The sequence below is a fragment of the Metabacillus lacus genome, from assembly GCF_009674805.1.
Taxonomy (GTDB): domain Bacteria; phylum Bacillota; class Bacilli; order Bacillales; family Bacillaceae; genus Metabacillus_C; species Metabacillus_C lacus.
This window is the reverse complement of sequence record NZ_WKKI01000002.1, coordinates 171,963-195,386: the sequence shown is the minus strand read 5'-3', so window position 1 is coordinate 195,386 and position 23,424 is coordinate 171,963. Positions and strand designations below refer to the sequence as shown.

Sequence of the window (23,424 nt, the reverse complement as noted above, 5' to 3'; positions counted from 1 at the left end):
ATTATGCTGATAAAGCAGCAGATGCATGGTTATCATTCTTTACCGAGAGGAATTGCATCTCCTTTAGACACCTTTTACAATATGAGAAGGAGAAAATGGAGCTGGTGAACTCAACGCCAGGGAAGCTAAAGCTTCTCAGGCTGCCCGCAACCCGAATTTTCTCACTGGAGAAATACAGGTATTGCAATTGGACAGTTTTGTTACTTGCGTAATACGGATAAAAAAACAACTAAAAAATGATACATAAATGAAAGGTGCGAGCATGTATGCCAAAACCGATAATAGCGATTGTAGGAAGACCTAATGTAGGCAAGTCAACTATTTTTAACAGAATTGTAGGAGAGCGAGTATCAATTGTTGAAGATATTCCCGGAGTAACAAGGGATCGCATCTACAGCTCAGGAGAGTGGCTGACTCATCAGTTTAACATTATTGATACTGGTGGAATTGATATAGGAGATGAACCTTTTCTGGCACAAATTCGCCAGCAGGCAGAAATAGCCATTGATGAAGCTGATGTGATCATATTCTTAACAAATGGACGTGAAGGTGTTACCTCAGCAGATGAAGAGGTAGCGAAAATACTGTATCGTTCCAAAAAGCCTGTCGTTCTTGCTGTAAACAAAATTGATAATTTTGAAATGCGCTCAGCTATCTACGATTTTTATTCACTTGGCTTTGGCGAACCGTTCCCGATCTCTGGATCCCACGGAATTGGACTCGGCGACCTTCTTGACGAAGTTGCCAAGAATTTTAAACATATTGCGGCGGATGAATATGACGATGAAACAATAAAATTTTCTTTAATTGGCCGTCCCAACGTTGGGAAATCCTCTCTGGTGAATGCAATCCTGGGTGAGGAAAGGGTCATTGTGAGCAACATCGCTGGAACAACAAGGGATGCGATTGATACTCCTTATAAAGCAAACGGCCAGGATTTCGTCATTATTGATACGGCTGGTATGCGTAAAAAGGGTAAGGTATATGAAACAACTGAAAAATACAGCGTTCTTCGTGCATTAAAGGCCATCGACCGCTCCGATGTAGTGCTGGTTGTGATTGATGGAGAAGAAGGAATCATTGAACAGGATAAAAAGATTGCAGGCTACGCACATGAAGCCGGCAGAGCAGTCGTAATTGTGGTAAACAAATGGGATGCTGTAGAAAAAGATGAACGCACGATGAAAGAATTTGAACAAAATATCCGGGAACACTTTTTGTTCCTGAGCTATGCGCAGGTTGTATTTCTTTCCGCAAAAACGACAAAGCGTATTCATACCTTGATGCCTGAGATTGTGAAGGCAAGCGAAAACCATGCACTCAGGGTGCAAACGAATATCTTAAATGAAGTAGTCATGGATGCAGTTGCCATGAATCCTACTCCGACAGACAAAGGAAAACGTCTGAAAATATTTTATGCAACACAAGTTGCAGTCAAGCCGCCTGCCTTTGCTGTTTTTGTCAATGAACCTGAACTGATGCATTTTTCGTATGAGCGTTTTCTTGAAAACAGAATTCGGGATGCATTTGGATTTGAAGGCACACCAATTAAAATTTTTCCAAGAGCTAGAAAATAAGCGTATTTCACTCTAAAGAAGTTTTTAAGAAGGGGTGTTTCCATGGAGAAAATAACAGTGCTTGGCGCAGGGAGCTGGGGAACGGCTCTGGCTATGGTGCTTGCCGACAATGGCCATGATGTCAGGCTGTGGGCTCACCGGCATGAGCTGATTGAGGAGATTAACAAAAACAAAAGAAATGAAAGATATCTGCCCGGTATAGAACTTCCCGCAAATATAACTGGATTTTCAGGGATTCATGAAGCGTTAGAGGGAATTCAGTATGTTGTTCTTGCTGTGCCGACAAAAGCAATTCGGGAAGTGCTTCATCAGGCACAAACTTCTTTGCAGCAGTCTGTTACAATCATTCATGTCAGCAAGGGCATTGAGCCTGATAGCTTGTTAAGAATTTCAGAAATTATCAGGGATAGCATGCCAAAAGAAAAGTTGAATGATGTTGTTGTTCTTTCAGGACCAAGCCATGCAGAGGAAGTAAGCCTGAGACAGCCTACAACTCTCACTGCCTCATCAGAGAATATGAATGCAGCAGAAAAGGTGCAGGATTTGTTTATGAATCACCACTTCAGGGTTTATACCAATCCCGATGTCATCGGAGTGGAGATTGGCGGTGCACTCAAAAATATTATCGCGCTGGCAGCTGGCATTACTGACGGTCTTGGATACGGTGATAATGCAAAAGCAGCATTAATTACAAGAGGCCTGACAGAAATTGCAAGACTGGGAAGTGCAATGGGAGCAAATCCGCTGACTTTTTCAGGGCTGACAGGTATCGGTGATTTAATTGTAACCTGTACAAGCGTACATTCAAGAAATTGGCGGGCAGGCAACTTGCTTGGTAAGGGGCATAAGCTTGATGAAGTGCTTGAAAACATGGGTATGGTGGTGGAAGGTGTCAGAACCACAAAGGCAGCCTATCAACTATCGGAAAAATATGAAGTGAAGATGCCGATTACAGCGGCTTTGTATGATGTGCTTTTCCATCAAAAACCACCAAAAGAGGCAGTGGATGTGTTAATGGCAAGAGTTAAAACACATGAAATGGAAGACCTTGTAAATATTATGGATGACAAAAGCTTTTTAAAGTGACAGCGCAATAAGCCGGGGCATATAATGCATGGAGTCAAAAAACAGGTGTATAAGAAGCAAAGTTTTCCAGCTGTTTTGCAGTAACTAGGCCATTAGTGGATGCAAAACCTCCAAAACGTGCATAAAATGCATCGTATTATACGTAGAGGTGTTCTAAGTGTTTGGGGAATATTAGTCAAAACGGGCTGAAGCAGAGCTGCCCCCCTCTGCTTCAGCTTTTTTTGTGGGAGCAGACAAGTTTATGGAGTTTTCCTGAAGACAAGCTGCATCTGTTTTTTCAGTGTAATGAAAATAGTTAAAAAATAATCATGATAACTGTATTTTGATATGATATAATAATTTTCGGAAAAAGGGAGGAAAAAGAATGAGTCCAGCACTAATGAAAATGTGGGTTGCGCTTGCGTCCATGGGCTTTATGTTTATATCAGTCATATCGATTTATTTTAGCCGTTTCAAATTTCGTAACCGCTTTCTGAAAATAATTTTTTCAAGTATCGCCTATATATTTATGATTCTAGCAGGCCTTATCATCTTTTTTGTCGTGTTAAGCGGACCTGTCAATGAATAAGCGTGTAAGATTATCAGGGACTATATTGATTTTAATGTCTGTTCTGCTGTCCGGCTGCCTTTATCCACAGGACAGGCTTCAGCAGAATCAGGCTCCCTACCGTGATCAGATAGCTGCTGTTCAAGAAGCGGTTAACGCATTCAGGGAAGATTCGGGAGGCCTGCTTCCGATTCAGACAAGGGATATGGAAACCCCGATATATCAGAAGTACCCGGTGAATTTCAAGCAGATTGCTCCAAGGTACATAGCAGATCCCCCGGGAACCGCATTTGAAAGCGGCGGAATTTATTTGTATGTTTTAACAGATGTTGAAGAAAATCCAACAGTAAAGCTGATTGATTTAAGAGTAGCTGAGAAAATTCAGGAGTTGAAAATTAGAATTGAAGCCTACAGGCAATCCAAGGGATATCCCCCTTTAAAGGATGTCCTCGGCAAAAATGTTCTCTCTCTTGACTATCAGAAGCTGGGCTATAAAGAACCGCCGCAGGTGAAAAGTCCATTCACAGGCCAGCATCTTCCTTTTGTGATGGACCGTACCGGTGAAATCTATGTTGACTACCGTTTAGATTTGTTTCAGGCGCTTCAAAGGGAAGAGGAATCTTTTTCGGAGGGTGATGATATAAGGGATATCCTTGTAAAAAACTCGCCTTTTGTTCCGGCATTTTCCTTGCCTTACACGATAAATGAAAAAAATGAGCCAATCTTTATGGCCGAATGAGTCATGAACCCTTCTGACTGAGAATAGACTCAGTTAGAAGGGTTTTTATATTTAACTTTCTATCCTTGTCCTGCTTATTTGAAAAAATATATCAGCCCTAGTCATAAATAAATAGGACAACATCATAGATATATACTGTCCTAAACTGAAGCAAGTAAACGGAATTCATACAACCATTAAACATATGACCGGGAGGAGATCACTTGGAAAAGATTGATATTTTCAAGGATATCGCTGAACGTACTGGTGGCGATATATATTTGGGAGTTGTAGGTGCAGTCCGCACCGGAAAATCTACCTTTATTAAAAAGTTTATGGAACTGGTAGTTCTGCCTAATATCAGTAACGAATCAGACAAAGCCCGCGCTCAGGATGAACTTCCTCAAAGCGCTGCAGGTAAAACCATCATGACAACAGAACCTAAATTTGTTCCAAACTCTGCTGTATCTGTTCATGTGGATGAGGGGCTTGATGTGAACATCAGGCTTGTAGACTGTGTAGGATATACTGTTCCAGGTGCAAAGGGATATGAAGATGAAAATGGTCCCCGAATGATTACAACCCCTTGGTATGAAGAGCCAATTCCTTTTCATGAGGCAGCTGAAATCGGAACACGCAAAGTCATTCAGGAGCATTCAACGATCGGGGTCGTCATCACCACTGATGGATCGATTGGGGAGATTCCAAGAAGAGATTATTTGGAAGCGGAAGAAAGAGTCATAAACGAGCTGAAAGAAGTTGGCAAACCTTTCATTATGATTATTAACACAGTTCACCCTTATCATCCGGAGACAGAGACTCTCAAAAATCAATTGAATGAAAAATATGACATTCCTGTTTTGGCAATGAGTGTTGAAAGTTTAAGAGAATCTGATGTTATGAGTGTGCTTCGAGAGGCATTGTATGAGTTCCCGGTTTTAGAAGTGAACGTCAACCTTCCAAGCTGGGTAATGGTTCTTAGAGAGAACCACTGGTTGAGAGAGAGCTATCAGGAGTCTGTAAAGGACACTGTGAAGGATATTAAAAGGCTGAGGGATGTAGACCGCGTTGTAGGACAGTTCAGCGAATACGATTTTATTGAAAGAGCAAGCCTGGCGGGAATTGAAATGGGGCAGGGTATTGCCGAGATTGACCTGTACGCACCGGACGACCTTTATGATTCCATTCTCAAAGAAGTGGTAGGTGTTGAAATTCGAGGGAAAGATCACCTTCTGCAGCTGATGCAGGACTTTGCTTATGCCAAAGCAGAATATGACCAGGTTTCCGATGCCTTGAGAATGGTAAAGCAAACCGGCTATGGAGTAGCGGCACCTGCTTTGGCAGATATGAGCCTGGATGAGCCCGAAATCATCAGACAGGGTGCCAGATTTGGAGTACGCCTAAAAGCGGTTGCTCCTTCCATCCATATGATTAAAGTGGATGTAGAGTCTGAGTTTGCCCCGATTATCGGGACAGAAAAACAAAGTGAAGAATTGGTAAGATACCTGATGCAGGATTTTGAAGACAATCCGCTATCTATCTGGAATTCCGATATATTTGGAAGAAGCTTGAGCTCCATTGTAAGAGAAGGTATTCAGGCTAAGCTTTCACTCATGCCGGAAAATGCCCGCTATAAGCTAAAAGAAACACTGGAACGGATTATTAATGAAGGATCAGGCGGATTAATCGCCATCATCCTATAAGTAAAAGACCTCTGTCAAGCAGAGGTCTTTTACTTTTTACTGTCTGTCAGCTCTCTCTATGAGCATGCAGAATGAGTGAGTGGACATGCTGTATGTACAATAGCAGCTAAAGAGCAGCTCAGTTAAAAAAAAGAAGCAAATTATTCTATAAAAGTTTTATATATGATGAATTGTGGTAATAGTTTTGATGTAAGCCTGTTTTTTTAAATCTTGCAATAATGATTGATTTTGGAACGTTTGTTCTGAAAAATGGCTAAAACCCTTATAAAACAAGTGTTTGAGCTATTAAATCTCTTGATAAGACAAAACAGATATGATAATCTACTAACAGTAATTCATTTTCAGCTGGTCAAAACTTCCTTTATAGGCAATAAACATAGCGAAAAGGATTGAATTATGAATTCCTTTCCGTTATTATAAGCCTGACCACAGTTAAAATAGCTCTTCTATGTATAGAATGGGCACGATCTGTGAAGAAATGAAGATAACAGGCTGTCTGTTAAATGAACGTTTCCTTGGGAGGAGGTGAAAGGCATGAACAAAACAGAATTAATCAATGCTGTAGCGGAAGCTAGCGAACTATCTAAAAAGGATGCTACAAAAGCTGTTGACGCAGTTTTTGATACAATTTTAGATGCGTTGAAAAACGGTGACAAAATTCAATTAATCGGTTTTGGTAACTTCGAAGTACGTGAGCGTGCTGCTCGTAAAGGGCGCAACCCGCAAACTGGAGAAGAGATTGAAATCGCTGCAAGCAAAGTGCCTGCTTTCAAACCTGGTAAAGCACTTAAAGACGCTGTAGCTGGCAAATAATTTATAACAGCTTTAGTGTATGAAATGCTAAACAATTACATACACATTTCTTCACAGAAAAGCCCCTGAAGCAGGGGCTTTTCTTTTTGCAGAGCAATAAAAGCTGAAGGTCTTTCCTGTTATTTTTCTTAAGAGTGTTTACAAGAGTGCCTGCTTTGCTTTTTGCCTTCCTTTTATGCTAGACTTCAACTACATGAGCTTGCAGGAGGATTTTATTATGGAAGAAAAAAACATGGAACAAATTGAACAGGCAGTCAGAATGATTCTCGAGGCCATTGGCGAGGATCCGAACAGGGAAGGGCTGCTGGATACACCAAAACGCGTGGCCAGAATGTATACTGAAGTATTCTCCGGTTTAAATGAAGATCCTTCTGAACATTTTAAAACAGTGTTTGGAGAAGATCATGAAGAACTTGTACTAGTAAAGGACATTCCTTTTTATTCAATGTGTGAACATCATCTTGTTCCTTTCTTTGGAAAAGCACACATTGCCTACATACCGAGAGGCGGAAAGGTGACAGGCCTCAGCAAACTGGCAAGAGCGGTAGAAGCTGTCGCCAAGCGTCCTCAGCTTCAGGAAAGAATTACATCCACAATTGCTGACAGTCTATTGAATTCACTGGAACCTCATGGGGTCATGGTGGTTGTTGAAGCAGAACATATGTGCATGACCATGCGCGGAGTAAAGAAACCTGGTTCCAAAACCGTTACTTCTGCAGTTCGGGGAGTTTTTGTAAACGATGAAGCGGCCAGATCTGAAGTTCTCGCTCTGATAAAATACTAGAGGCAGGTGATTAGCATGAAGGAACAAACTAGTGAGATTGTTGTAATAAAAGCCGCCGAGGACGGAGTGAATGTCATCGGTCTGACGAGGGGATCTGATACGAGATTTCATCATTCTGAAAAGCTTGATAAGGGAGAAGTGATGATTGCGCAGTTCACTGAGCACACTTCAGCCATAAAAGTCCGCGGAAATGCCATCATTCAAACAAATGTGGGCCAAATTGAAAGTGAATCTCGTAAATAAGCAGGTTTTCCTGCTTATTTTTGCATATTGAAGAGCCTGTTGTCTCAAATATACTTCATATGTATGTTATAATAGCTATTATCTAATTACTTTTATGTTATTGCTAGCTATTGAATGATTCGTAAAAAACTAAGCGCATTGATTATGGGAACAAGGGTGATATACTTGCAGGACATCTATGCTAAGATAGCTGATATAAAAGAAGTACTCAATGATAAATTATCTCATCCCTATCTTTTGAAGCATCTTTCTTCTCCTAAGATAGATGAAGATAAGCTTATTTTGTTTATTGCTTTATTCGAAAACATTCCTTTGCAACAAGCTGAAAAGGACAATTACATAATTACAGCGATGCTGGTTCAAACCGCCCTTGATACCCATGAGGATGTCACGACCGCTGACAGGCTGGGCCGAGACCAGTTTGTCCAAAGGCAGCTGACTGTGCTTGCCGGCGATTATTTCAGCGGTTTGTACTATGCTCTCCTGTCCGATATGAAGGACATTGAAATGGTTCGAACGTTAGCAACAGCCATAAAAGAGATAAATGAACATAAAATCCGCTTATATGACTATTCACAGCAGGATTTTTCACGTTTTATCAACAGTCTGATGATTATTGAGACTGCACTGTTTCAGCATATATTAAAGCATTTTAATATGGAGCCATTCACAGAACTGACTGAAAAATACCTGTCATGCAAAAGACTCTATATGGAAAAAAGAAGATTCGAGACAGACGCACCCACCGTGTTTCACGTTCTTGAAAAGAGTTCCAAAAATACCATTGAGCTCGCCGGCACATTTTTTAAAGATATGTGTAATACCTATTTTGAAGAGGCGATATCTCTTTTACATTCAACGCTCGGGATTTCTCCAGGGACAAAAGCTGTCTTAATCAGCAGGCTTCAGTCCTATGGTTTTAAGGATGCGGGCCTATACAATTCGTATGCGGAAGAAGGATTATAACATGCAGCAATCTAAAGAAGAAAGAGTCCACGGAGTTTTTGAAAAAATATATAAAAACTACGATCAGATGAACTCTGTCATCAGCTTTCAGAGGCACAAGGCATGGAGGCGCTATACCATGAAGAGAATGGATGTGCAGCCCGGCGCTTCTGCTCTTGACGTATGCTGTGGGACTGCGGACTGGACGATTGCTTTAGCTGAGAAAGCCGGAGAAAACGGAAAAATATTCGGATTGGATTTCAGTCAGAATATGTTGAAAATTGGTATGGAAAAGGTGAATCAAAAGCAGCTGTCACAAGTGGAGCTGCTGCACGGCAATGCCATGAGCCTGCCTTTTGATGATAACAGCTTTGACTTTGTGACAATTGGTTTTGGACTGAGAAACGTCCCTGACTATATGAATGTATTGAAGGAAATGTCCAGAGTTGTAAAACCTGGAGGAAAAGTTGTCTGCCTTGAAACGTCTCAGCCCACTCTTCCAGTTTTTAAAGGAGTTTATCATATTTATTTCCGCCATGTTATGCCGCTGTTTGGAAAGATTTTTGCTAAAAGCTATAGTGAGTATTCATGGCTGCAGGAGTCTGCAAGAGATTTTCCAGGTATGGAAGAACTGGCAGCAATGTTCAGAGAAGCCGGACTGACTGATGTAGAAGTTAAGGCTTTTACCGGCGGTGTTGCAGCAATGCATCTGGGGCACAAGCCGAAGGAATGAAAATGAAAGTGTTTAGGTGACTGCAATGAAATTTAATTTAATGTATTCATTTCTGAATACTGACCTGGATGTAATTGAAAGAGAACTAGAAAGCACTGTTAAGTCTGATTATCCTCTGTTAAGTGAAGCAGGCCTTCATTTGCTTCAGGCTGGGGGAAAGCGGATTCGTCCGGTTTTTGTTCTCCTTTCAGCAATGTTTGGCAATTATGATATACAGCGCGTGAAAAATGTAGCTGTAGCACTTGAATTAATTCATATGGCTTCTCTCGTGCATGACGACGTAATAGATGACGCCGAGCTGAGAAGAGGAAAACCAACCATTAAAGCAAAGTGGGACAATAAAATTGCCATGTATACCGGTGACTATCTCTTTGCCAGATCGCTTGAATTGATGACGGAGCTGGACAATACGGCTGCACATAGAATATTATCAAAAACCATTGTCGAGGTCTGCCTTGGAGAAATTGAGCAGATCAAAGACAAATATGTTTACTCGCAAAGCATAAGAACTTATTTCAAGAGAATTAAAAGGAAAACAGCTTTGCTGATTGCTGTCAGCTGTCAGCTTGGTGCAGTATCAGCGGGTACAAGCGAAGAACTGCATAGAAAACTATTTTTGTTCGGATATTATGTCGGCATGTCGTTTCAAATTACAGATGATCTATTGGATTTCACTTCGACTGAAAAAGAGCTGGGCAAGCCTGTCGGCAGCGATCTCCTACAGGGAAATATTACCTTGCCGGTCCTGTTTGCCATGAAAGATCAGCAGCTGAAGGAAGAACTGTCCGCTATATCTGCAGACACTACCCCTGAAGAGATTCAGCCTGTCATCCAGAAGATTCTTCAATCCGGAGCAATCGAGGAATCTGCCAAAGTCAGCGACCACTATCTTGATAAAGCTTTTGGGATATTGGAAGAGCTGCCGCGTAATAAAGCAAGAACCACACTTTATAATATTGCTAAGTATATTGGAAAAAGAAAATTTTAGAATATTCTCCACTTTAATTGCTAAATATTTAAAAAAATGGTACTATTTCGTTGGGGATAGAAAACCTTTACATAACGACAATTGGGGTGGAGAATTTCATATGGAAAAGACATTTTTAATGGTCAAACCTGATGGAGTACAAAGGCAGCTAATCGGGGAAATTGTTGCTAGATTCGAAAGTAAGGGCTTTCATTTAGCCGGTGCCAAGCTGATGAGCATCTCTAAAGAGTTAGCAGAGAAGCATTATGGTGAGCATGACGGCAAGCCATTTTTTAAAGATCTTGTAGACTTTATCACTTCAGGACCTGTTTTCGCAATGGTGTGGGAAGGCGAAAATGTGATTGAAATCTCTAGACAGTTGATGGGAAAAACCAATCCAAAAGATGCACTTCCAGGTACAATTCGGGGTGACTATGGAATGTTTGTGGGAAAAAACATCATTCATGGTTCAGATTCTCCGGAAAGTGCAGAAAGAGAAATCAGCCTCTTTTTTAAAGAGGAAGAATTGTTGGAATATACTTCTTCAATAAAAGAATGGATTTACTGAGAAAAGCCGGCCCAGCCGGCTTTTTTTTTATCCAGAAAAATTGGCTGCTATTTTAGAATTCTTAAACGAGATGAAAATTCCTGCATCCAGAATAGGAAAAATACGCTATACTAATGTAAAAAAAGCAGCAGATTTGGAGAAATGATTTCAATGGAAGATTATCAGCAGTTTATTAAAAATATAAAGATAAAAACTGGTATTGATTTATCTCTATATAAAGAGGCGCAAATGAAAAGAAGGCTGACCACTTTATATGAAAAGAAAGGTTTTAAAGGGTTTGGAGATTTTTATAGTAAGCTACAGCAGGATCAATGCCTCCTGCAGGAATTTCTCGACCGAATGACAATCAATGTATCCGAATTTTATCGAAACAGCAAAAGATGGATGGTGCTGGAAGAGAAAATCCTGCCGCAACTATTAAGTAACAGCCCCAGCCCGAAAATCTGGAGTGCTGCCTGTTCAACCGGAGAGGAACCCTACACAATTTCTATGATTCTTTCACGCTACAAGCCTCTTCACTCAATAGAGATCTTAGCGACAGACTTGGACTATAATGCACTTGCTAGGGCTAAAATAGGTTTATATCCTGAAAGATCTCTTCAGGAGGTTCCTCAAGCAATGAAGAGCAAGTACTTTGCAAAAGAAAACACATTATATAAAGTTTCAGATGACATTAAAAACACAGTCACATTCAAACAGCACAACCTGCTGGGAGATTCTTACGGCAGCGGCTTTGACTTGATCGTCTGCCGAAATGTTTTAATTTATTTCACCGAAGAGGCAAAAGAAGAAGTGTACAAAAAGTTCAGCAGTGCTTTGAAGCCGGGAGGCGTTTTATTTGTAGGAAGCACCGAACAGATTTTTCATGCAGAACGATATGGATTGAAATCGGTAGACACTTTTTTTTATCAAAAAACTTAAATAGCACTTTTGGATTTTTATTCAAGCGGACACATCCTCAGTGCGTTCTAATATAACAGCTATCAGCCCGTAACAGGTTCGTACAATTGTGTAACACTGTTTTCAGCGACGGAAACAATGCGGTTTTTTGAATTTTAAATTTACAAGACGCCATCCCATCACAACAAAGAAAAAATAAGCGTAGGAATTCCGGTTAAATCCAGAATAGGTCGTTTTTTAAAGAAAATAAGGGAATGAATTCCTTTTAAGCTACTGAAAACACCTCATTTTAAGGCTACTCAGGTACAAAGACGGAAATCCTCCGTTTAGTTCGATTCATTTTCGTTAGTTTTTCTGAATAGGCGGAATCCCTCTGTTAAATCTAATACATTTACGTTAGTTTTTCTGAATAGGCGAATTTCGCTAACCCTGAAAAAGATTTGTGTCCTTAATGAAAAATTCACCTGATCGTTTCACATAGCCTCTTAAAAAGAACGGTATAACTTTTTGTTTATTTTTTCTGAATGTATGTGTTATAGTTTTACTTAAAAGCGTTAAAGGATTGAAGGGAGAGTGTCGAATGAGATATTTAACAGCAGGAGAATCGCATGGACCTCAGCTAACAGCAATACTAGAAGGCGTTCCTGCGGGTCTGGAGCTTACAGCTGAAATGATCAATGAAGATTTGGCACGCAGGCAAAAGGGACATGGCCGGGGCAGGCGGATGCAGATTGAAAAGGATACTGTACAGATTTTAAGTGGTGTGAGACATGGAAGAACACTCGGAGGCCCGATTGCTTTAGTGGTAGAAAATAAAGACTGGACGCACTGGACGAACATTATGGGAGCTGAGCCAATCAGCAAAGAAGATGCTGCAGAGGTAAAAAGAGTTATTTCCAGGCCCAGACCCGGCCACGCAGATCTGAACGGAGCCATAAAATATGGTCACAGGGACATGAGAAATGTTCTTGAAAGATCTTCGGCAAGGGAAACAACAGTGAGGGTCGCTGCTGGTGCGGTAGCGAAGCAGATTCTCTCTCAGCTGGGCATAGAAATAGTAGGACACGTCATTGAAATTGGCGGCATCGTCAGCAGTCCTCTTCGAGATGCTTCAATCAGCGAATTGAAAAGGGTAACAGAAGAATCATCAGTAAGGTGCTATGATGCTCAGGTGGAAGAGAAAATGAAATCAGCGATTGATGAGGCGAAGAAGAATGGCGATTCTATCGGCGGAGTGGTCGAGGTAAGGGCAGAAGGCGTTCCAGTCGGGCTAGGAAGTTATGTTCACTACGACCGAAAGCTGGATGCTAAAATTGCTGCAGCCGTCATGAGCATCAACGCATTTAAAGGAGTAGAATTTGGTATTGGCTTTGAGGCTGCCAGAAGAAACGGCAGCGAAGTTCATGATGAAATACTCTTTAGTGAAGAACGCGGGTACTACCGCAGGACGAACAATCTTGGAGGTTTTGAAGGCGGCATGACAACAGGGATGCCTATTGTTGTCAGGGGAGTGATGAAACCAATCCCGACATTGTACAAGCCGCTTCAAAGTGTCGATATAGAAACGAAAGAAATTTTCCAGGCAAGTATTGAAAGATCCGACAGCTGTGCTGTCCCGGCTGCTGCAGTTGTGGCAGAATCTGCGGTGGCCTGGGAGTTGGCAAATGCGATCGTGGAACAGTACGGCGTTGATACGATGGAACTCATTTCCAGCAATGTAAGTAGCGCTGCTGAACGTTCAAAGGATTTTTAATGATGAAAACCTTACACGTACAAGCAAGTTCAGCTTCTTATCCTGTATATATAGGAGAGGGCCTTTTAAACAGTGCGGGTAATCTATTGAAGGAGTTAGGCTTAAAACCTTCAAAAATTCTTATTGTCACAGATAAGATTGTAGAAAGATTATACAGTAAGGAGCTTCTTCCGCAGCTTCAGAAGGAATATGACGTTTTTACGTATATTGTAGATAGCAATGAGACAGCGAAATCTTTTGAAAATTATCATGGTATTCTCACATACTGCCTTCAACACAATTTTGACCGCTCCTCCTGCATGATGGCCCTTGGGGGAGGGGTTGTAGGAGATTTGGCCGGCTTTGCAGCATCTACATATATGAGAGGCATTTCTTTTATCCAGCTGCCCACGACTCTATTGGCCCACGACAGTGCGGTAGGGGGAAAAGTCGCAATCAATCATCCACTGGGCAAAAATATGATAGGTTCCTTTTACCATCCTAAAGCAGTCATTTACGATGTGCTTACTTTGGAAACCTTGCCGCCAAAGGAAAGAAGATCAGGTTTTGCCGAAGTGATTAAACATGCATTGATAAAAGACGGAGAAATGCTGAAGTGGCTGCATCAAAATGTCAGCGGTCCTGCAGATATTGGACCGCCGCTGCTTGAAGACATGATTTTTAAGGGAATTCACATTAAAGCGGGCATTGTGGAAAAAGATGAAAAGGAAACGGGAATACGTGCATACCTCAATTTTGGACATACTTTAGGCCATGCTATTGAATCAGAAGCTGGTTATGGGAAAGTGCCGCATGGAGATGCAGTAGCTTCCGGAATGCTGTTTGCGACGTGGCTCAGCAATGAAATATTGCAGTCAGGGCTGGATTACGGCAAAATGTATCAATGGTTTAAAAAACTTGGTTTTCCTGTAGCACTGGAAGAGCATTATCATACAGATTTACTGATCAGCAGAATGACCATAGACAAAAAGGCCTCTGGAGGCAACATCAGGATGGTGCTGCTGCAGGATATCGGGCAGCCTGTACTGCACGACCTCACAGTTGATGAAAGCAGATCCTTTTTGCAGAGATGGAGAAAAGAGGGAGAGTTATGATCCGTGGTATTAGAGGGGCAATAACTGTAAATGAAAACACCGAGTCTAATATCGTAGCTCAAGCGGAAAAGCTTTTAAGAAAAATGATAAGTGATAACTCAGTTGCTGCAGAGACGGTATCATCCATACTCATTTCAGCAACAGCTGACATAGATGCAGCATTTCCGGCAAAAGCTCTCAGAAATATTAGGGAATGGCAGTACGTTCCTGTGATGTGCATGAGAGAAATAGAGGTGCCGGGGGGACTTCCGTTTTGCATCAGAGTCATGATGAATGTAGAGACAGAGAAGGAACAGAGAAGCATAAAGCACGCTTATTTGGAAGGTGCAGAAATTCTCAGACCAGATTTGGCATTGACAGATTAAGACGGAATATAATACCATTGTAGGAAGGGTATGATCGTTCACTTCAGGAAGTAGAGAAAGTGAAGAAATAACCCCGAATGCAGAGCAGAGAGCAAGCAGTAAGTAATAGCAGGATTTATCCAGACAGTTGAGATGAGAATAGCATAGGGTAGCAGAGAATGAGCTGAGCAGAGGGATATGTTAGTTAAAAAACGTCTACCCAAAAACCAGTGTTTTTGGGTTTTTATATTTTCTCTTTGATTTTTAACATCAGAGCGGAAACTCTTTTAAGGATGGAACCATCAGCAGTAGCGCCGGTGCTGTTCCTCCTTACCCCCATCCTCCCCACTCATTCTCCTCCTGATGCACAAGGAGTGAGAAGATATGCAGACAGATTTTAAGATGTTTTCAGAAGCTGCTAAAACCTACAAAACCATTCCAATCGTAAAGAAATACAAAACAGATTTACTTACACCCGTAAAGATTTTTCAATCTTTGGAAGCTGATGCAGTATATCTCCTGGAGAGCAATGAAGCGCAGTCACAATGGTCAAACTTTTCTTTTGTCGGCCTTAAACCTTTTTTAACCCTAGTGGAACAAAACGGAGACATTCTTCTAAAGGATGCAGAAGGGTACGAGGTATACAGATCAGATAAACTTAAGGAAGTCTTTTCGTTTATTCAGGAAAAAATGGCTGTAATGGTTCCAAACCTCGACATCCCCTTTACGGGGGGAGCAGTAGGAGCGCTTAGCTATGAATTTATCAGTCTGACGGAACCTGTTTCCTGTAAGGAGAATCAGAAGGCAAAGTGCATGCTGTATATATGCGAGACCATTGCTGCTTTTAACCACAAGCAAAATGAATTAACCTTCATCCATTATGTTCCATTAAGCGGAGGGGAAAGCATAGAAGAACTTCGCACTCTTTATGATATTGGAGTGCGAAAAGTAGAAAAGTATACAAGGCGGCTATTATCTTCACCGCAATTGGAAAGTTTAATTCTTCCTTCTGTTTCTCGCGGGAAAGTGGATATGAGCCATGTCAGGTCCAACTATCAAAAAGAAGAGTTTGAAAGAGATGTCAGAAATATTCAAGAGTATATTAAAGCGGGAGATATTTTTCAGGCAGTACTGTCACAAAGATTCGAAGTAGACGTTACAGCTGCTGGATTTGATTTATACAGAGTTTTAAGAGCAGTCAATCCATCTCCATACCTGTTTTATATTAAGTTTCAACATGAGGAGCTGATTGGCAGTTCTCCGGAAAGACTGGTGCATGTACATCAGTCCCGCCTGGAAATTCATCCTATTGCAGGGACTAGAAGAAGGGGGCGGGACGATCAAGATGACGAGCTGCTTGGGGAAGAGCTGCTCTCTGATGAAAAAGAAAAGGCGGAGCATTTTATGCTGGTGGACCTGGCCAGAAATGACATTGGTAGAGTCGCGGAATACGGAACCGTTCAAACTCCAGTGCTGAAAGAATTAATCAGATTTTCTCATGTCATGCACCTTGTTTCAAAGGTAACCGGAAGGCTGAGAGAGGATATTCACCCTGTAGAAGCCCTTTTGTCTTCGTTTCCTGCAGGAACAGTATCAGGTGCCCCAAAAATTCGGGCAATGCAGATTTTATCTGAATTGGAAACTCATCCAAGAAACTACTATGCCGGCTGCGTCGCCTATGTTGGTTTTGACGGAAATATTGATTCCTGCATTACGATCCGAACCATACAGCTGAAAGATGGAGTGGCATCTGTGCAGGCAGGCGCAGGAATTGTGGCAGATTCAGTTCCGGAGCTTGAGTGGAAGGAAACGATTAACAAAGCAAGTGCGCTCCTGCATTCAATCAGCATAGCAGAAGAAACGTTCAGCAAAGGGGGAGAAACGGAAAATGAAAGTTTTACTTACTAAGTGCCTGAGCGGCACACCTTTGAGCGGAGAAGAAGCAGAACAGGCGATGGAGCTTATGATAACAGGAGAGGCAACAGAAGCCCAAATATCCAGTTTTCTGACGCTTCTAAAAATGCGCGGAGAGTCTGCGGAAGAGATCGCCGGCTTTGCTGCCGGAATGCGCAGGCATATGGAAAAGCTGAAGGCAGACGGCCCGGTTATTGATACTTGCGGAACTGGAGGGGACGGGTCATCAACATTTAACATTAGTACTGCGGCTGCCATTGTGGCAGCTTCGGGAGGTGTGAAAGTGGCAAAGCATGGAAACAGGGCCATGTCTTCTAAGAGCGGCAGTGCGGATGTTCTTGAGAAACTGTCTATTCCGTTTCAATCACAGCCGGAAGAAGCTGCAAACACCCTGCAGCAAACGAATCTTTGTTTTTTATTCGCTCCCTACTATCATCAGTCCATGAAGCATGTAGCAAAGGTAAGAAAAGATATTGGTTTTAGGACAGTCTTTAATCTATTAGGACCACTGGCAAACCCCGCCGGTGCTTCCAGACAGGTGATTGGCGTTTTTTCAGCAGAATATGCTGAGAAAATGGGAAAAGCGCTTCTGTCACTTGGAACAGAGCATGCTCTCCTTGTAGCAGGCCAAGACGGCCTCGATGAAATAACGATAACGGGATCTACTGACATCATCGAAATAAAAAATGGCAGCTTTTCAAGATATACAGTTACGCCGGAGGAACTGGGGGTTGAGCGTGGGCCACTCCATTCTCTGCAGGCAGCTAGTCCTGCTGAAAGCGCGGAGAAAATACTGGCTGTTTTTGAAAACAAGTCTTCTCTGGCAGAGCGGAATATTGTCGCTTTAAATGCCGGTGCCAGTTTTTATGTCGCAGGAAAAACCAGTACTTTAAGGGAGGGAGTTGCATTGGCACTGGCTGAAATAGAAAAGGGCTCTCCGCTCCGTAAATTGGCCGAGCTGCGATTGGGAAAGGAGGTTAGTGCATGCTGAACAAAATTCTTGAAAGAAAAAAGGAGGAAGCAGCACAGCTGATTCTTCCCCCGGCTGCAGACGTGCACCGATATTCATTTTCAGCTGCTTTAGAAAAGCCGCATCGAACGATGGGATTAATTGCCGAGGTAAAAAAAGCATCTCCCTCAAAAGGGCTTATTAAAGAGAACTTTCATCCTGTCAACATTGCAGCTTCATATGCTGCCGGAAAGGCAGACTGTTTATCCGTTCTCACTGACCGGGATTTTTTCCAGGGCAGTCCTGACTATATTGAAGCAATAAAACAAGAAACTGAACTGCCGATATTGCGCAAGGATTTTATTATCAGCCATATCCAAGTGGAAGAATCATTCAGAATTGGTGCAGATGCGCTGCTTCTCATAGCGGAGGCGCTCGACCCTTTGCTGCTGCAGGAACTTTACGTTCACGCTCAGGAGCTGGGTATGGATGTACTGGTGGAAGTCCATTCGCCTCAAGCCCTGGAAAGTGTCCTTACAAAGATAACTCCTTCTTTACTGGGAGTGAACAATAGAAATTTATCTACATTTCAAACGAATGTACATCAGCTAAAAGAAATGCGAGGAATGGTTCCCAAGCAGTCTTTGCTGATCAGCGAAAGTGGAATCTCTTCTTATGAAGATGTTGAACTAGTTAAAAGCTATGGCGCTAAGGCAATTTTGGCAGGTGAATCTCTGATGAGGCAGGAAAATCAGACGGATGCGATATTACAGCTATTTGGTGAAAATCTATGACCCGGCTCAAACTATGCGGCAATAAATCTCTTGAAGATTTGCGGGTAAGCAGCGGATCAAGCAAAGCAACCGATCTCGGCTTTATTTTTACACAGCACAGCAAAAGAACAGTTTCACCAGGAGACGCAGCAAAATGGCTGAAAGAGATACCTGTTAAAGATAAACGACTTGCAGGAGTATTTGTAAATGAAGAGATTGAAGAAATACTGAAGGTGCTGACTCTTGTTCCGCTGCATGTGATTCAGTGCCATGGAACTGAAAGTGCAGAACAGCTTGCAGCAATAAAAAATGCAACAGGGCTTGAAATCTGGAAAGCACTGCCTCATGAAGAGAAAACCCTTGAAAAAATGCAAAAATATAAAGAGTGTGCGGATGCCTTCTTAATTGATTGCGCAGTAAAAGGGAAATGGGGAGGAACAGGTGTATCGTTTGATTGGAGCTATGTTCCTTCCTATATGAAAGCTGCGGAGCAATGGGGCAGAACCTGCATGATTGCAGGGGGAGTTAATCCTGACAATGTGAGTAAACTCGTTGCTATGCGCCCTCATGGCATTGATTTGGCGAGCGGAATAGAAGTAAATGGAAGCAAAGACAAAGAACTGATACTAAAACTAGAGGAGTGTTTATAATATGAAGCTTCAATATCCGGATGAGAGGGGCAGGTATGGGGATTTTGGAGGTAAATTTGTCCCGGAAACCCTGATGCAGCCTCTCAAAGAAATAGAAGATGCATTTAGAGCCAGCAGGGAAGATCCTGCTTTTCAGATAGAATATCTTAACATGCTGAAGGAATACTCTGGAAGGCCGACAGCATTAACAGCTGCGGATAATCTGTCTAAAAAGCTTGGCGGAGCAAGGATCATACTAAAGCGGGAGGATTTAAATCATACAGGTGCGCATAAAATCAACAATGCAATCGGACAGGCGCTACTAGCAAAAAGAATGGGTAAGACGCAGATTATCGCTGAAACAGGTGCAGGTCAGCATGGAGTTGCAGCAGCAACGGTTGCTGCTAAGTTCGGGATGAAGTGCAAAGTATTTATGGGCGAAGAAGATATTGCGAGGCAGCAGCTCAATGTTTTCAGAATGGAGCTTCTTGGAGCCGAAGTGGTTCCGGTATCCAGCGGGAGCCGGACACTGAAGGATGCAACCAATGAAGCCATCAGATACTGGGTGCAGCATTGCAGTGATCATTTTTACATGATTGGCTCTGTGGTCGGTCCTCACCCATATCCTTATATTGTGAAAGAGTTTCAGAGAATTATTGGTGATGAGGCAAGAGAGCAGTTCTTAAAAATCTATGATTCTCTCCCTGACAGGATTGTAGCTTGTGTGGGCGGAGGCAGCAACGCAATAGGGATGTTTACTGCCTTTTTGGAAGATGATTCAGAAATTTTCGGGGTGGAAGCAGGAGGCCTTGGCGTTGAAACGGATAAGCACGCGGCCACGATTACAAAAGGAACCAAAGGAGTGATACACGGTTCTTTAACTTATCTTCTTCAAGATGAATACGGCCAGATTATTGAACCTTACTCTATTTCAGCCGGACTGGATTACCCGGGGGTAGGTCCGGAGCACGCATATCTTTCCAGCATTAACAGAGTGCAGTATGTGAGCGTTACGGATGACGAAGCTTTGGCGGCGCTCAGGCTTTTGGCGGAGACAGAAGGAATACTGGCCGCAATAGAATCAGCACACGCTCTTGCTAAAGCATTTCAGCTGTCTCAGCAGATGGATTCTTCTCAAACAGTGCTTGTTTGTTTATCGGGAAGAGGAGACAAAGATGTTCATACTTTAATGAACGCAGAGAGGGGGATGTAAATGGAATCACTACAAAAATTGCAGCAATCAGGCGAGAAATTATTTATCCCTTTTATCACTGCAGGCGACCCTTCTCTGCAAGCTTCAGCAGATCTGGCTCTCGCCCTTCAAGAAGCGGGCGCCTCTGCAATTGAACTTGGAGTCCCTTATTCAGATCCGCTGGCAGACGGACCTGTTATCCAGCGGGCTTCCGTTAGGGCATTAAGCAGCGGTGTTACAATTAAAAAGGTGATGGAAATGGTTCCTGAGCTAAGAAAAAAAGGGGTTACAATCCCAATAATTCTCTTTACCTATTATAATCCTGTGTTACAATTAGGTGAAGAATACTTTTTCGCTTTAATGCGAAAAAATACCATAAACGGGCTTTTAATTCCTGACCTTCCTTATGAAGAAAACCGATACTTGAAAAAGCAGTGCAAAGAAAATGGGATCTCACTGATCTCACTTGTTGCACCTACTTCCTCTGATAGAATCAAAAAGATTACGGAGGAAGCAGAAGGCTTTCTTTATTGTATATCCTCGCTTGGCATTACTGGCGAAAGGCAGGGTTTTGAAGAGGAAGCCTATACATTCATTAAAGAGGTTAAACACATGAGCCCTGTCCCTGTAGCTGTTGGCTTTGGCATATCGTCAAGGCAGCAGGCTGAGGAAATGAACAAAGTCAGCGACGGAATTATTGTAGGAAGTGCTTTGGTCAGAAAGATTGAAAGCCTTCGTGAACAACTTCAAAATCCTGAGACTTATGACAGAGCTCTTGCTGAATTCAAAATGTTTGCCAGCGAATTCAAAACAACATAATGCTTACTTTGCACCTTTTTTCTCATAGCGTTATGATGGGAAAAAGGTGTTTTTCAGAAAGAGGTGTTCATGAAATATGGAAATTAAAAATCAGCTGCTGAATTTAAAGCCCTATCAGCCGGGCAAACCGATTGAAGAAGTTAAAAAAGAATATGGCTTGTCAAAAATAGTCAAGCTTGCTTCAAATGAAAACCCGTTTGGTACTTCTCAAAAAGCAAGAGAAGCGGTTCAAAGAGAATTGACACAGCTTGGTATTTATCCTGATGGATACAGTGCCGTGCTGCGTAATGCCCTCGCTGCTCATCTTGGAAGAAAAGGGGAGGAAATTATCCTCGGTAACGGATCTGATGAAGTTGTGCAAATCATCTGCCGTGCCCTGCTGAAACCCGGCACCAATACGGTGATGGCCGTTCCTACTTTTCCGCAATATAAGCATAATGCAGTAATAGAAGGTGCAGAAATCAAAGAAGTTCCGCTTGTTGATGGGAAACACGATTTGGATGCCATGCTAAAAGAGATGAACAGTGAAACAAAAGTGGTGTGGGTCTGCAGTCCTAATAATCCGACAGGCACACATGTCAGCAAGCTTGCACTTGAGCAGTTTCTTTCTAAAGTTCCCAATCATGTCCTGGTTGTTCTCGATGAAGCTTATTTTGAATACGCAGTCGCGGAAGATTATCCTGATACACTTTCCTATTTGGATACATACAGCAATGTGATGGTTTTGAGAACTTTTTCCAAAGCATATGGCCTGGCCGCCCTGCGCATCGGTTACGGGGTAGCAGGCAGAGAGTTTATTGCTTCAATCGAGCCTGCAAGAGAACCTTTTAATACAAACAGAGTCGCACAGGCTGCAGCAGCTGCGGCATTGGAAGATCAGGATTTCATCCGCTATTGCAAGGAAGAAAATAGAAAAGGCCTGCAGCAATTTTATGATTTTTGTGATGAAACTGGCTTAAGTTATTATCCTTCAGAAGGAAATTTCATTTTAATTCATTTTGGCCGCAATGCAGATGAGCTGTTTCAAGCACTGCTTGAAAAAGGATATATCGTTCGTGCGGGCACTGCTCTTGGATTTCCGGAAAGCCTGCGGATTACAATTGGTACGAGGGAGCAAAATGCAGACATCATTGAGGTGCTCGGCAAATTGGTGAATAGAGAATAGGTCCATGGGGCTGAAGCCGTCTGCTGTGCTTTGAAAAAAGCGGGTTCATGGCCTGCCGCCATGAAAAGTGGTCATGGGCTTTTAATAGGAGATGGCATGTATGCAAAAAAGTGTATTGATTCTGGGCCTCGGACTGATTGGCGGTTCAATCGCCCTTTCTATAAAACAGGAATACCCGCAAGTCTCAATTATTGGCTATGATCGGGATGAGAATACATTGAAAGCTGCAAAAAAGCTTGGTGTGATTGATGACAAGGCAGAATCAATCGTTGCTGCGGAAGAAGCTGATTACATTATCTTTTCAACTCCGGTTATCCAGACGCTTGAACTGATGAATCAGATTAGTACTCTTTCATTAAAGCGGGATGTAATTATTACTGATGTTGGCAGTACAAAGGGGAGCATTGCTGCAGAAGGTGAAAGGCTTTTTACCGGGAGTAACGGTGTTTTTGTCGGCGGGCACCCAATGGCAGGCTCTCATAAATCGGGCGTAACAGCTGCAAGAGCAAGATTATTTGAAAATGCCTTTTATATCCTAACGCCCACTTCAAAAGAGAGTGCTGAAGCCGCAGAAAAGCTTAAAGTACTCCTAAAAGGTACAAATGCTCACTTTATTGACCTGGATCCACAGCAGCATGATTCCCTCACAGGAGTCATCAGCCATTTTCCTCATGTGATTGCGGCAGGCCTTGTACGCCAGGCAGAAATACTTCAGGAGAGCCAGCCCCTGACAAGCAGGCTGGCAGCCGGCGGTTTTCGTGATATCACAAGAATTGCTTCCAGCAATCCGGCAATGTGGAGGGATATACTTCTCCAAAATAAAGAAGAGCTTCTAAAGCTGTTCCAGCAGTGGCAAGGTGAAATGGATTACGTTAGAACAATGATTGAAGAAGAAGATGCTGCAAAAATATATACATATTTTTTGGAAGCAAAACAGTTTCGGGATGGCCTTCCTGTGAAAACAAAAGGAGCTATCCCGGCATTTTATGATCTATATGTGGACGTTCCTGACTATCCGGGTATTATCTCTGAGATAACCGGATACCTCGCTGAGGAAGAAATCAGTATCACCAACATCCGCATTATTGAAACACGCGAGGAGATTTACGGCGTTCTGCGTCTTAGTTTTCAGTCAGAGGCTGATAGAATGAGAGCGCAAAGATGTATTGAAACAAAAGCAAAATATGACACTTTTTTTATGGAATGAG

The 23,424-nt window shown here is 42.4% G+C and carries 24 protein-coding genes; all 24 read left to right on the top strand.

The annotated features are described in order from the left end of the window. Positions 1-266: 266 nt before the first annotated feature. The 24 genes from der (at position 267) to GJU40_RS02265 (ending at position 23,423) form a co-directional block, all read left to right on the top strand. On the top strand, positions 267-1,577 hold the full coding sequence (gene der, locus GJU40_RS02380; RefSeq protein WP_154306134.1) for a ribosome biogenesis GTPase Der: 1,311 nt from the start codon (positions 267-269) through the stop codon (positions 1,575-1,577). Positions 1,578-1,619: 42 nt separating this feature from the next. After that, entirely contained in the window at positions 1,620-2,663 is a 1,044-nt protein-coding gene (locus GJU40_RS02375) for an NAD(P)H-dependent glycerol-3-phosphate dehydrogenase (protein WP_154306133.1), read from the top strand. Positions 2,664-3,027: 364 nt separating this feature from the next. Further along, on the top strand, positions 3,028-3,231 hold the full coding sequence (locus tag GJU40_RS02370) for a DUF2768 domain-containing protein (RefSeq protein ID WP_154306132.1): 204 nt from the start codon (positions 3,028-3,030) through the stop codon (positions 3,229-3,231). Further along, positions 3,224-3,949 (top strand): hypothetical protein, encoded by a 726-nt coding sequence (locus GJU40_RS02365; protein WP_154306131.1) that lies wholly within the window; start codon positions 3,224-3,226, stop codon positions 3,947-3,949. The genes GJU40_RS02370 and GJU40_RS02365 overlap by 8 nt, the downstream gene beginning before the upstream one ends. 203 nt (positions 3,950-4,152) lie before the next feature. Further along, positions 4,153-5,631 (top strand): stage IV sporulation protein A, encoded by a 1,479-nt coding sequence (gene spoIVA, locus GJU40_RS02360; protein ID WP_154306130.1) that lies wholly within the window; start codon positions 4,153-4,155, stop codon positions 5,629-5,631. Positions 5,632-6,165: 534 nt separating this feature from the next. Then, positions 6,166-6,444, top strand: coding sequence for a non-specific DNA-binding protein Hbs (gene hbs, locus GJU40_RS02355; RefSeq protein WP_154306129.1), 279 nt, complete (start codon positions 6,166-6,168; stop codon positions 6,442-6,444). Between the two features lie 217 nt (positions 6,445-6,661). Next, on the top strand, positions 6,662-7,228 hold the full coding sequence (gene folE / locus GJU40_RS02350) for a GTP cyclohydrolase I FolE (protein ID WP_154306128.1): 567 nt from the start codon (positions 6,662-6,664) through the stop codon (positions 7,226-7,228). A gap of 15 nt (positions 7,229-7,243) precedes the next feature. Next, positions 7,244-7,471: a trp RNA-binding attenuation protein MtrB gene (gene mtrB, locus GJU40_RS02345; RefSeq protein WP_154306127.1), complete on the top strand. Its 228-nt coding sequence runs from the start codon at positions 7,244-7,246 to the stop codon at positions 7,469-7,471. A gap of 165 nt (positions 7,472-7,636) precedes the next feature. Then, positions 7,637-8,437 (top strand): heptaprenyl diphosphate synthase component 1, encoded by an 801-nt coding sequence (locus GJU40_RS02340; RefSeq protein ID WP_154306126.1) that lies wholly within the window; start codon positions 7,637-7,639, stop codon positions 8,435-8,437. Between the two features lies 1 nt (position 8,438). Further along, positions 8,439-9,149 (top strand): demethylmenaquinone methyltransferase, encoded by a 711-nt coding sequence (locus GJU40_RS02335; RefSeq protein WP_154306125.1) that lies wholly within the window; start codon positions 8,439-8,441, stop codon positions 9,147-9,149. A 25-nt stretch (positions 9,150-9,174) separates the two neighbouring features. Next, positions 9,175-10,137 carry a heptaprenyl diphosphate synthase component II gene (gene hepT, locus GJU40_RS02330; protein ID WP_154306124.1) on the top strand — a complete coding sequence of 321 codons (963 nt, stop codon included), beginning with the start codon at positions 9,175-9,177 and terminating at the stop codon, positions 10,135-10,137. 100 nt (positions 10,138-10,237) lie between these two features. Next, complete coding sequence (gene ndk / locus GJU40_RS02325; protein WP_154306201.1) at positions 10,238-10,684, top strand: nucleoside-diphosphate kinase; 447 nt, start codon at positions 10,238-10,240, stop codon at positions 10,682-10,684. A gap of 150 nt (positions 10,685-10,834) precedes the next feature. Continuing rightward, positions 10,835-11,605 carry a CheR family methyltransferase gene (locus GJU40_RS02320; RefSeq protein ID WP_154306200.1) on the top strand — a complete coding sequence of 257 codons (771 nt, stop codon included), beginning with the start codon at positions 10,835-10,837 and terminating at the stop codon, positions 11,603-11,605. A 559-nt stretch (positions 11,606-12,164) separates the two neighbouring features. Then, a complete protein-coding gene (aroC, locus tag GJU40_RS02315) occupies positions 12,165-13,337 on the top strand; it encodes a chorismate synthase (RefSeq protein ID WP_154306123.1) in 1,173 nt (390 codons plus the stop codon). 2 nt (positions 13,338-13,339) lie between these two features. Next, entirely contained in the window at positions 13,340-14,431 is a 1,092-nt protein-coding gene (gene aroB, locus GJU40_RS02310) for a 3-dehydroquinate synthase (protein WP_154306199.1), read from the top strand. Further along, positions 14,428-14,796: a chorismate mutase gene (gene aroH / locus GJU40_RS02305; RefSeq protein ID WP_154306122.1), complete on the top strand. Its 369-nt coding sequence runs from the start codon at positions 14,428-14,430 to the stop codon at positions 14,794-14,796. The genes aroB and aroH overlap by 4 nt, the downstream gene beginning before the upstream one ends. A 363-nt stretch (positions 14,797-15,159) precedes the next feature. Next, a complete protein-coding gene (trpE, locus tag GJU40_RS02300; RefSeq protein WP_154306121.1) occupies positions 15,160-16,683 on the top strand; it encodes an anthranilate synthase component I in 1,524 nt (507 codons plus the stop codon). Next, positions 16,664-17,680 (top strand): anthranilate phosphoribosyltransferase, encoded by a 1,017-nt coding sequence (gene trpD, locus GJU40_RS02295; protein ID WP_154306120.1) that lies wholly within the window; start codon positions 16,664-16,666, stop codon positions 17,678-17,680. Before trpE ends, trpD begins: the two co-directional genes overlap by 20 nt. Next, positions 17,674-18,432 carry an indole-3-glycerol phosphate synthase TrpC gene (trpC, locus tag GJU40_RS02290; protein ID WP_154306119.1) on the top strand — a complete coding sequence of 253 codons (759 nt, stop codon included), beginning with the start codon at positions 17,674-17,676 and terminating at the stop codon, positions 18,430-18,432. Before trpD ends, trpC begins: the two co-directional genes overlap by 7 nt. After that, positions 18,429-19,061, top strand: coding sequence for a phosphoribosylanthranilate isomerase (locus tag GJU40_RS02285; RefSeq protein ID WP_154306118.1), 633 nt, complete (start codon positions 18,429-18,431; stop codon positions 19,059-19,061). Before trpC ends, GJU40_RS02285 begins: the two co-directional genes overlap by 4 nt. A gap of 1 nt (position 19,062) precedes the next feature. After that, positions 19,063-20,253 (top strand): tryptophan synthase subunit beta, encoded by a 1,191-nt coding sequence (trpB, locus tag GJU40_RS02280; protein WP_154306117.1) that lies wholly within the window; start codon positions 19,063-19,065, stop codon positions 20,251-20,253. Further along, the gene (trpA, locus tag GJU40_RS02275) at positions 20,254-21,051 is read left to right on the top strand and encodes a tryptophan synthase subunit alpha (RefSeq protein ID WP_154306116.1); all 798 of its coding nucleotides are present in this window, start codon (positions 20,254-20,256) and stop codon (positions 21,049-21,051) included. A gap of 76 nt (positions 21,052-21,127) precedes the next feature. Beyond that, positions 21,128-22,216 carry a histidinol-phosphate transaminase gene (gene hisC, locus GJU40_RS02270; RefSeq protein ID WP_154306115.1) on the top strand — a complete coding sequence of 363 codons (1,089 nt, stop codon included), beginning with the start codon at positions 21,128-21,130 and terminating at the stop codon, positions 22,214-22,216. A 100-nt stretch (positions 22,217-22,316) separates the two neighbouring features. Further along, entirely contained in the window at positions 22,317-23,423 is a 1,107-nt protein-coding gene (locus tag GJU40_RS02265) for a prephenate dehydrogenase (protein ID WP_154306114.1), read from the top strand. Position 23,424 lies beyond the last annotated feature (1 nt).

Coding starts and splice junctions, on each gene's coding strand:
- der (WP_154306134.1), top strand. CDS start 267: ATGCCAAAACCGATAATAGCGATTGTAGGAAGACCTAATGTAGGCAAG.
- GJU40_RS02375 (WP_154306133.1), top strand. CDS start 1,620: ATGGAGAAAATAACAGTGCTTGGCGCAGGGAGCTGGGGAACGGCTCTG.
- GJU40_RS02370 (WP_154306132.1), top strand. CDS start 3,028: ATGAGTCCAGCACTAATGAAAATGTGGGTTGCGCTTGCGTCCATGGGC.
- GJU40_RS02365 (WP_154306131.1), top strand. CDS start 3,224: ATGAATAAGCGTGTAAGATTATCAGGGACTATATTGATTTTAATGTCT.
- hbs (WP_154306129.1), top strand. CDS start 6,166: ATGAACAAAACAGAATTAATCAATGCTGTAGCGGAAGCTAGCGAACTA.
- folE (WP_154306128.1), top strand. CDS start 6,662: ATGGAAGAAAAAAACATGGAACAAATTGAACAGGCAGTCAGAATGATT.
- mtrB (WP_154306127.1), top strand. CDS start 7,244: ATGAAGGAACAAACTAGTGAGATTGTTGTAATAAAAGCCGCCGAGGAC.
- GJU40_RS02335 (WP_154306125.1), top strand. CDS start 8,439: ATGCAGCAATCTAAAGAAGAAAGAGTCCACGGAGTTTTTGAAAAAATA.
- hepT (WP_154306124.1), top strand. CDS start 9,175: ATGAAATTTAATTTAATGTATTCATTTCTGAATACTGACCTGGATGTA.
- ndk (WP_154306201.1), top strand. CDS start 10,238: ATGGAAAAGACATTTTTAATGGTCAAACCTGATGGAGTACAAAGGCAG.
- GJU40_RS02320 (WP_154306200.1), top strand. CDS start 10,835: ATGGAAGATTATCAGCAGTTTATTAAAAATATAAAGATAAAAACTGGT.
- aroC (WP_154306123.1), top strand. CDS start 12,165: ATGAGATATTTAACAGCAGGAGAATCGCATGGACCTCAGCTAACAGCA.
- aroB (WP_154306199.1), top strand. CDS start 13,340: ATGAAAACCTTACACGTACAAGCAAGTTCAGCTTCTTATCCTGTATAT.
- aroH (WP_154306122.1), top strand. CDS start 14,428: ATGATCCGTGGTATTAGAGGGGCAATAACTGTAAATGAAAACACCGAG.
- trpE (WP_154306121.1), top strand. CDS start 15,160: ATGCAGACAGATTTTAAGATGTTTTCAGAAGCTGCTAAAACCTACAAA.
- trpD (WP_154306120.1), top strand. CDS start 16,664: ATGAAAGTTTTACTTACTAAGTGCCTGAGCGGCACACCTTTGAGCGGA.
- trpC (WP_154306119.1), top strand. CDS start 17,674: ATGCTGAACAAAATTCTTGAAAGAAAAAAGGAGGAAGCAGCACAGCTG.
- GJU40_RS02285 (WP_154306118.1), top strand. CDS start 18,429: ATGACCCGGCTCAAACTATGCGGCAATAAATCTCTTGAAGATTTGCGG.
- trpB (WP_154306117.1), top strand. CDS start 19,063: ATGAAGCTTCAATATCCGGATGAGAGGGGCAGGTATGGGGATTTTGGA.
- trpA (WP_154306116.1), top strand. CDS start 20,254: ATGGAATCACTACAAAAATTGCAGCAATCAGGCGAGAAATTATTTATC.
- hisC (WP_154306115.1), top strand. CDS start 21,128: ATGGAAATTAAAAATCAGCTGCTGAATTTAAAGCCCTATCAGCCGGGC.
- GJU40_RS02265 (WP_154306114.1), top strand. CDS start 22,317: ATGCAAAAAAGTGTATTGATTCTGGGCCTCGGACTGATTGGCGGTTCA.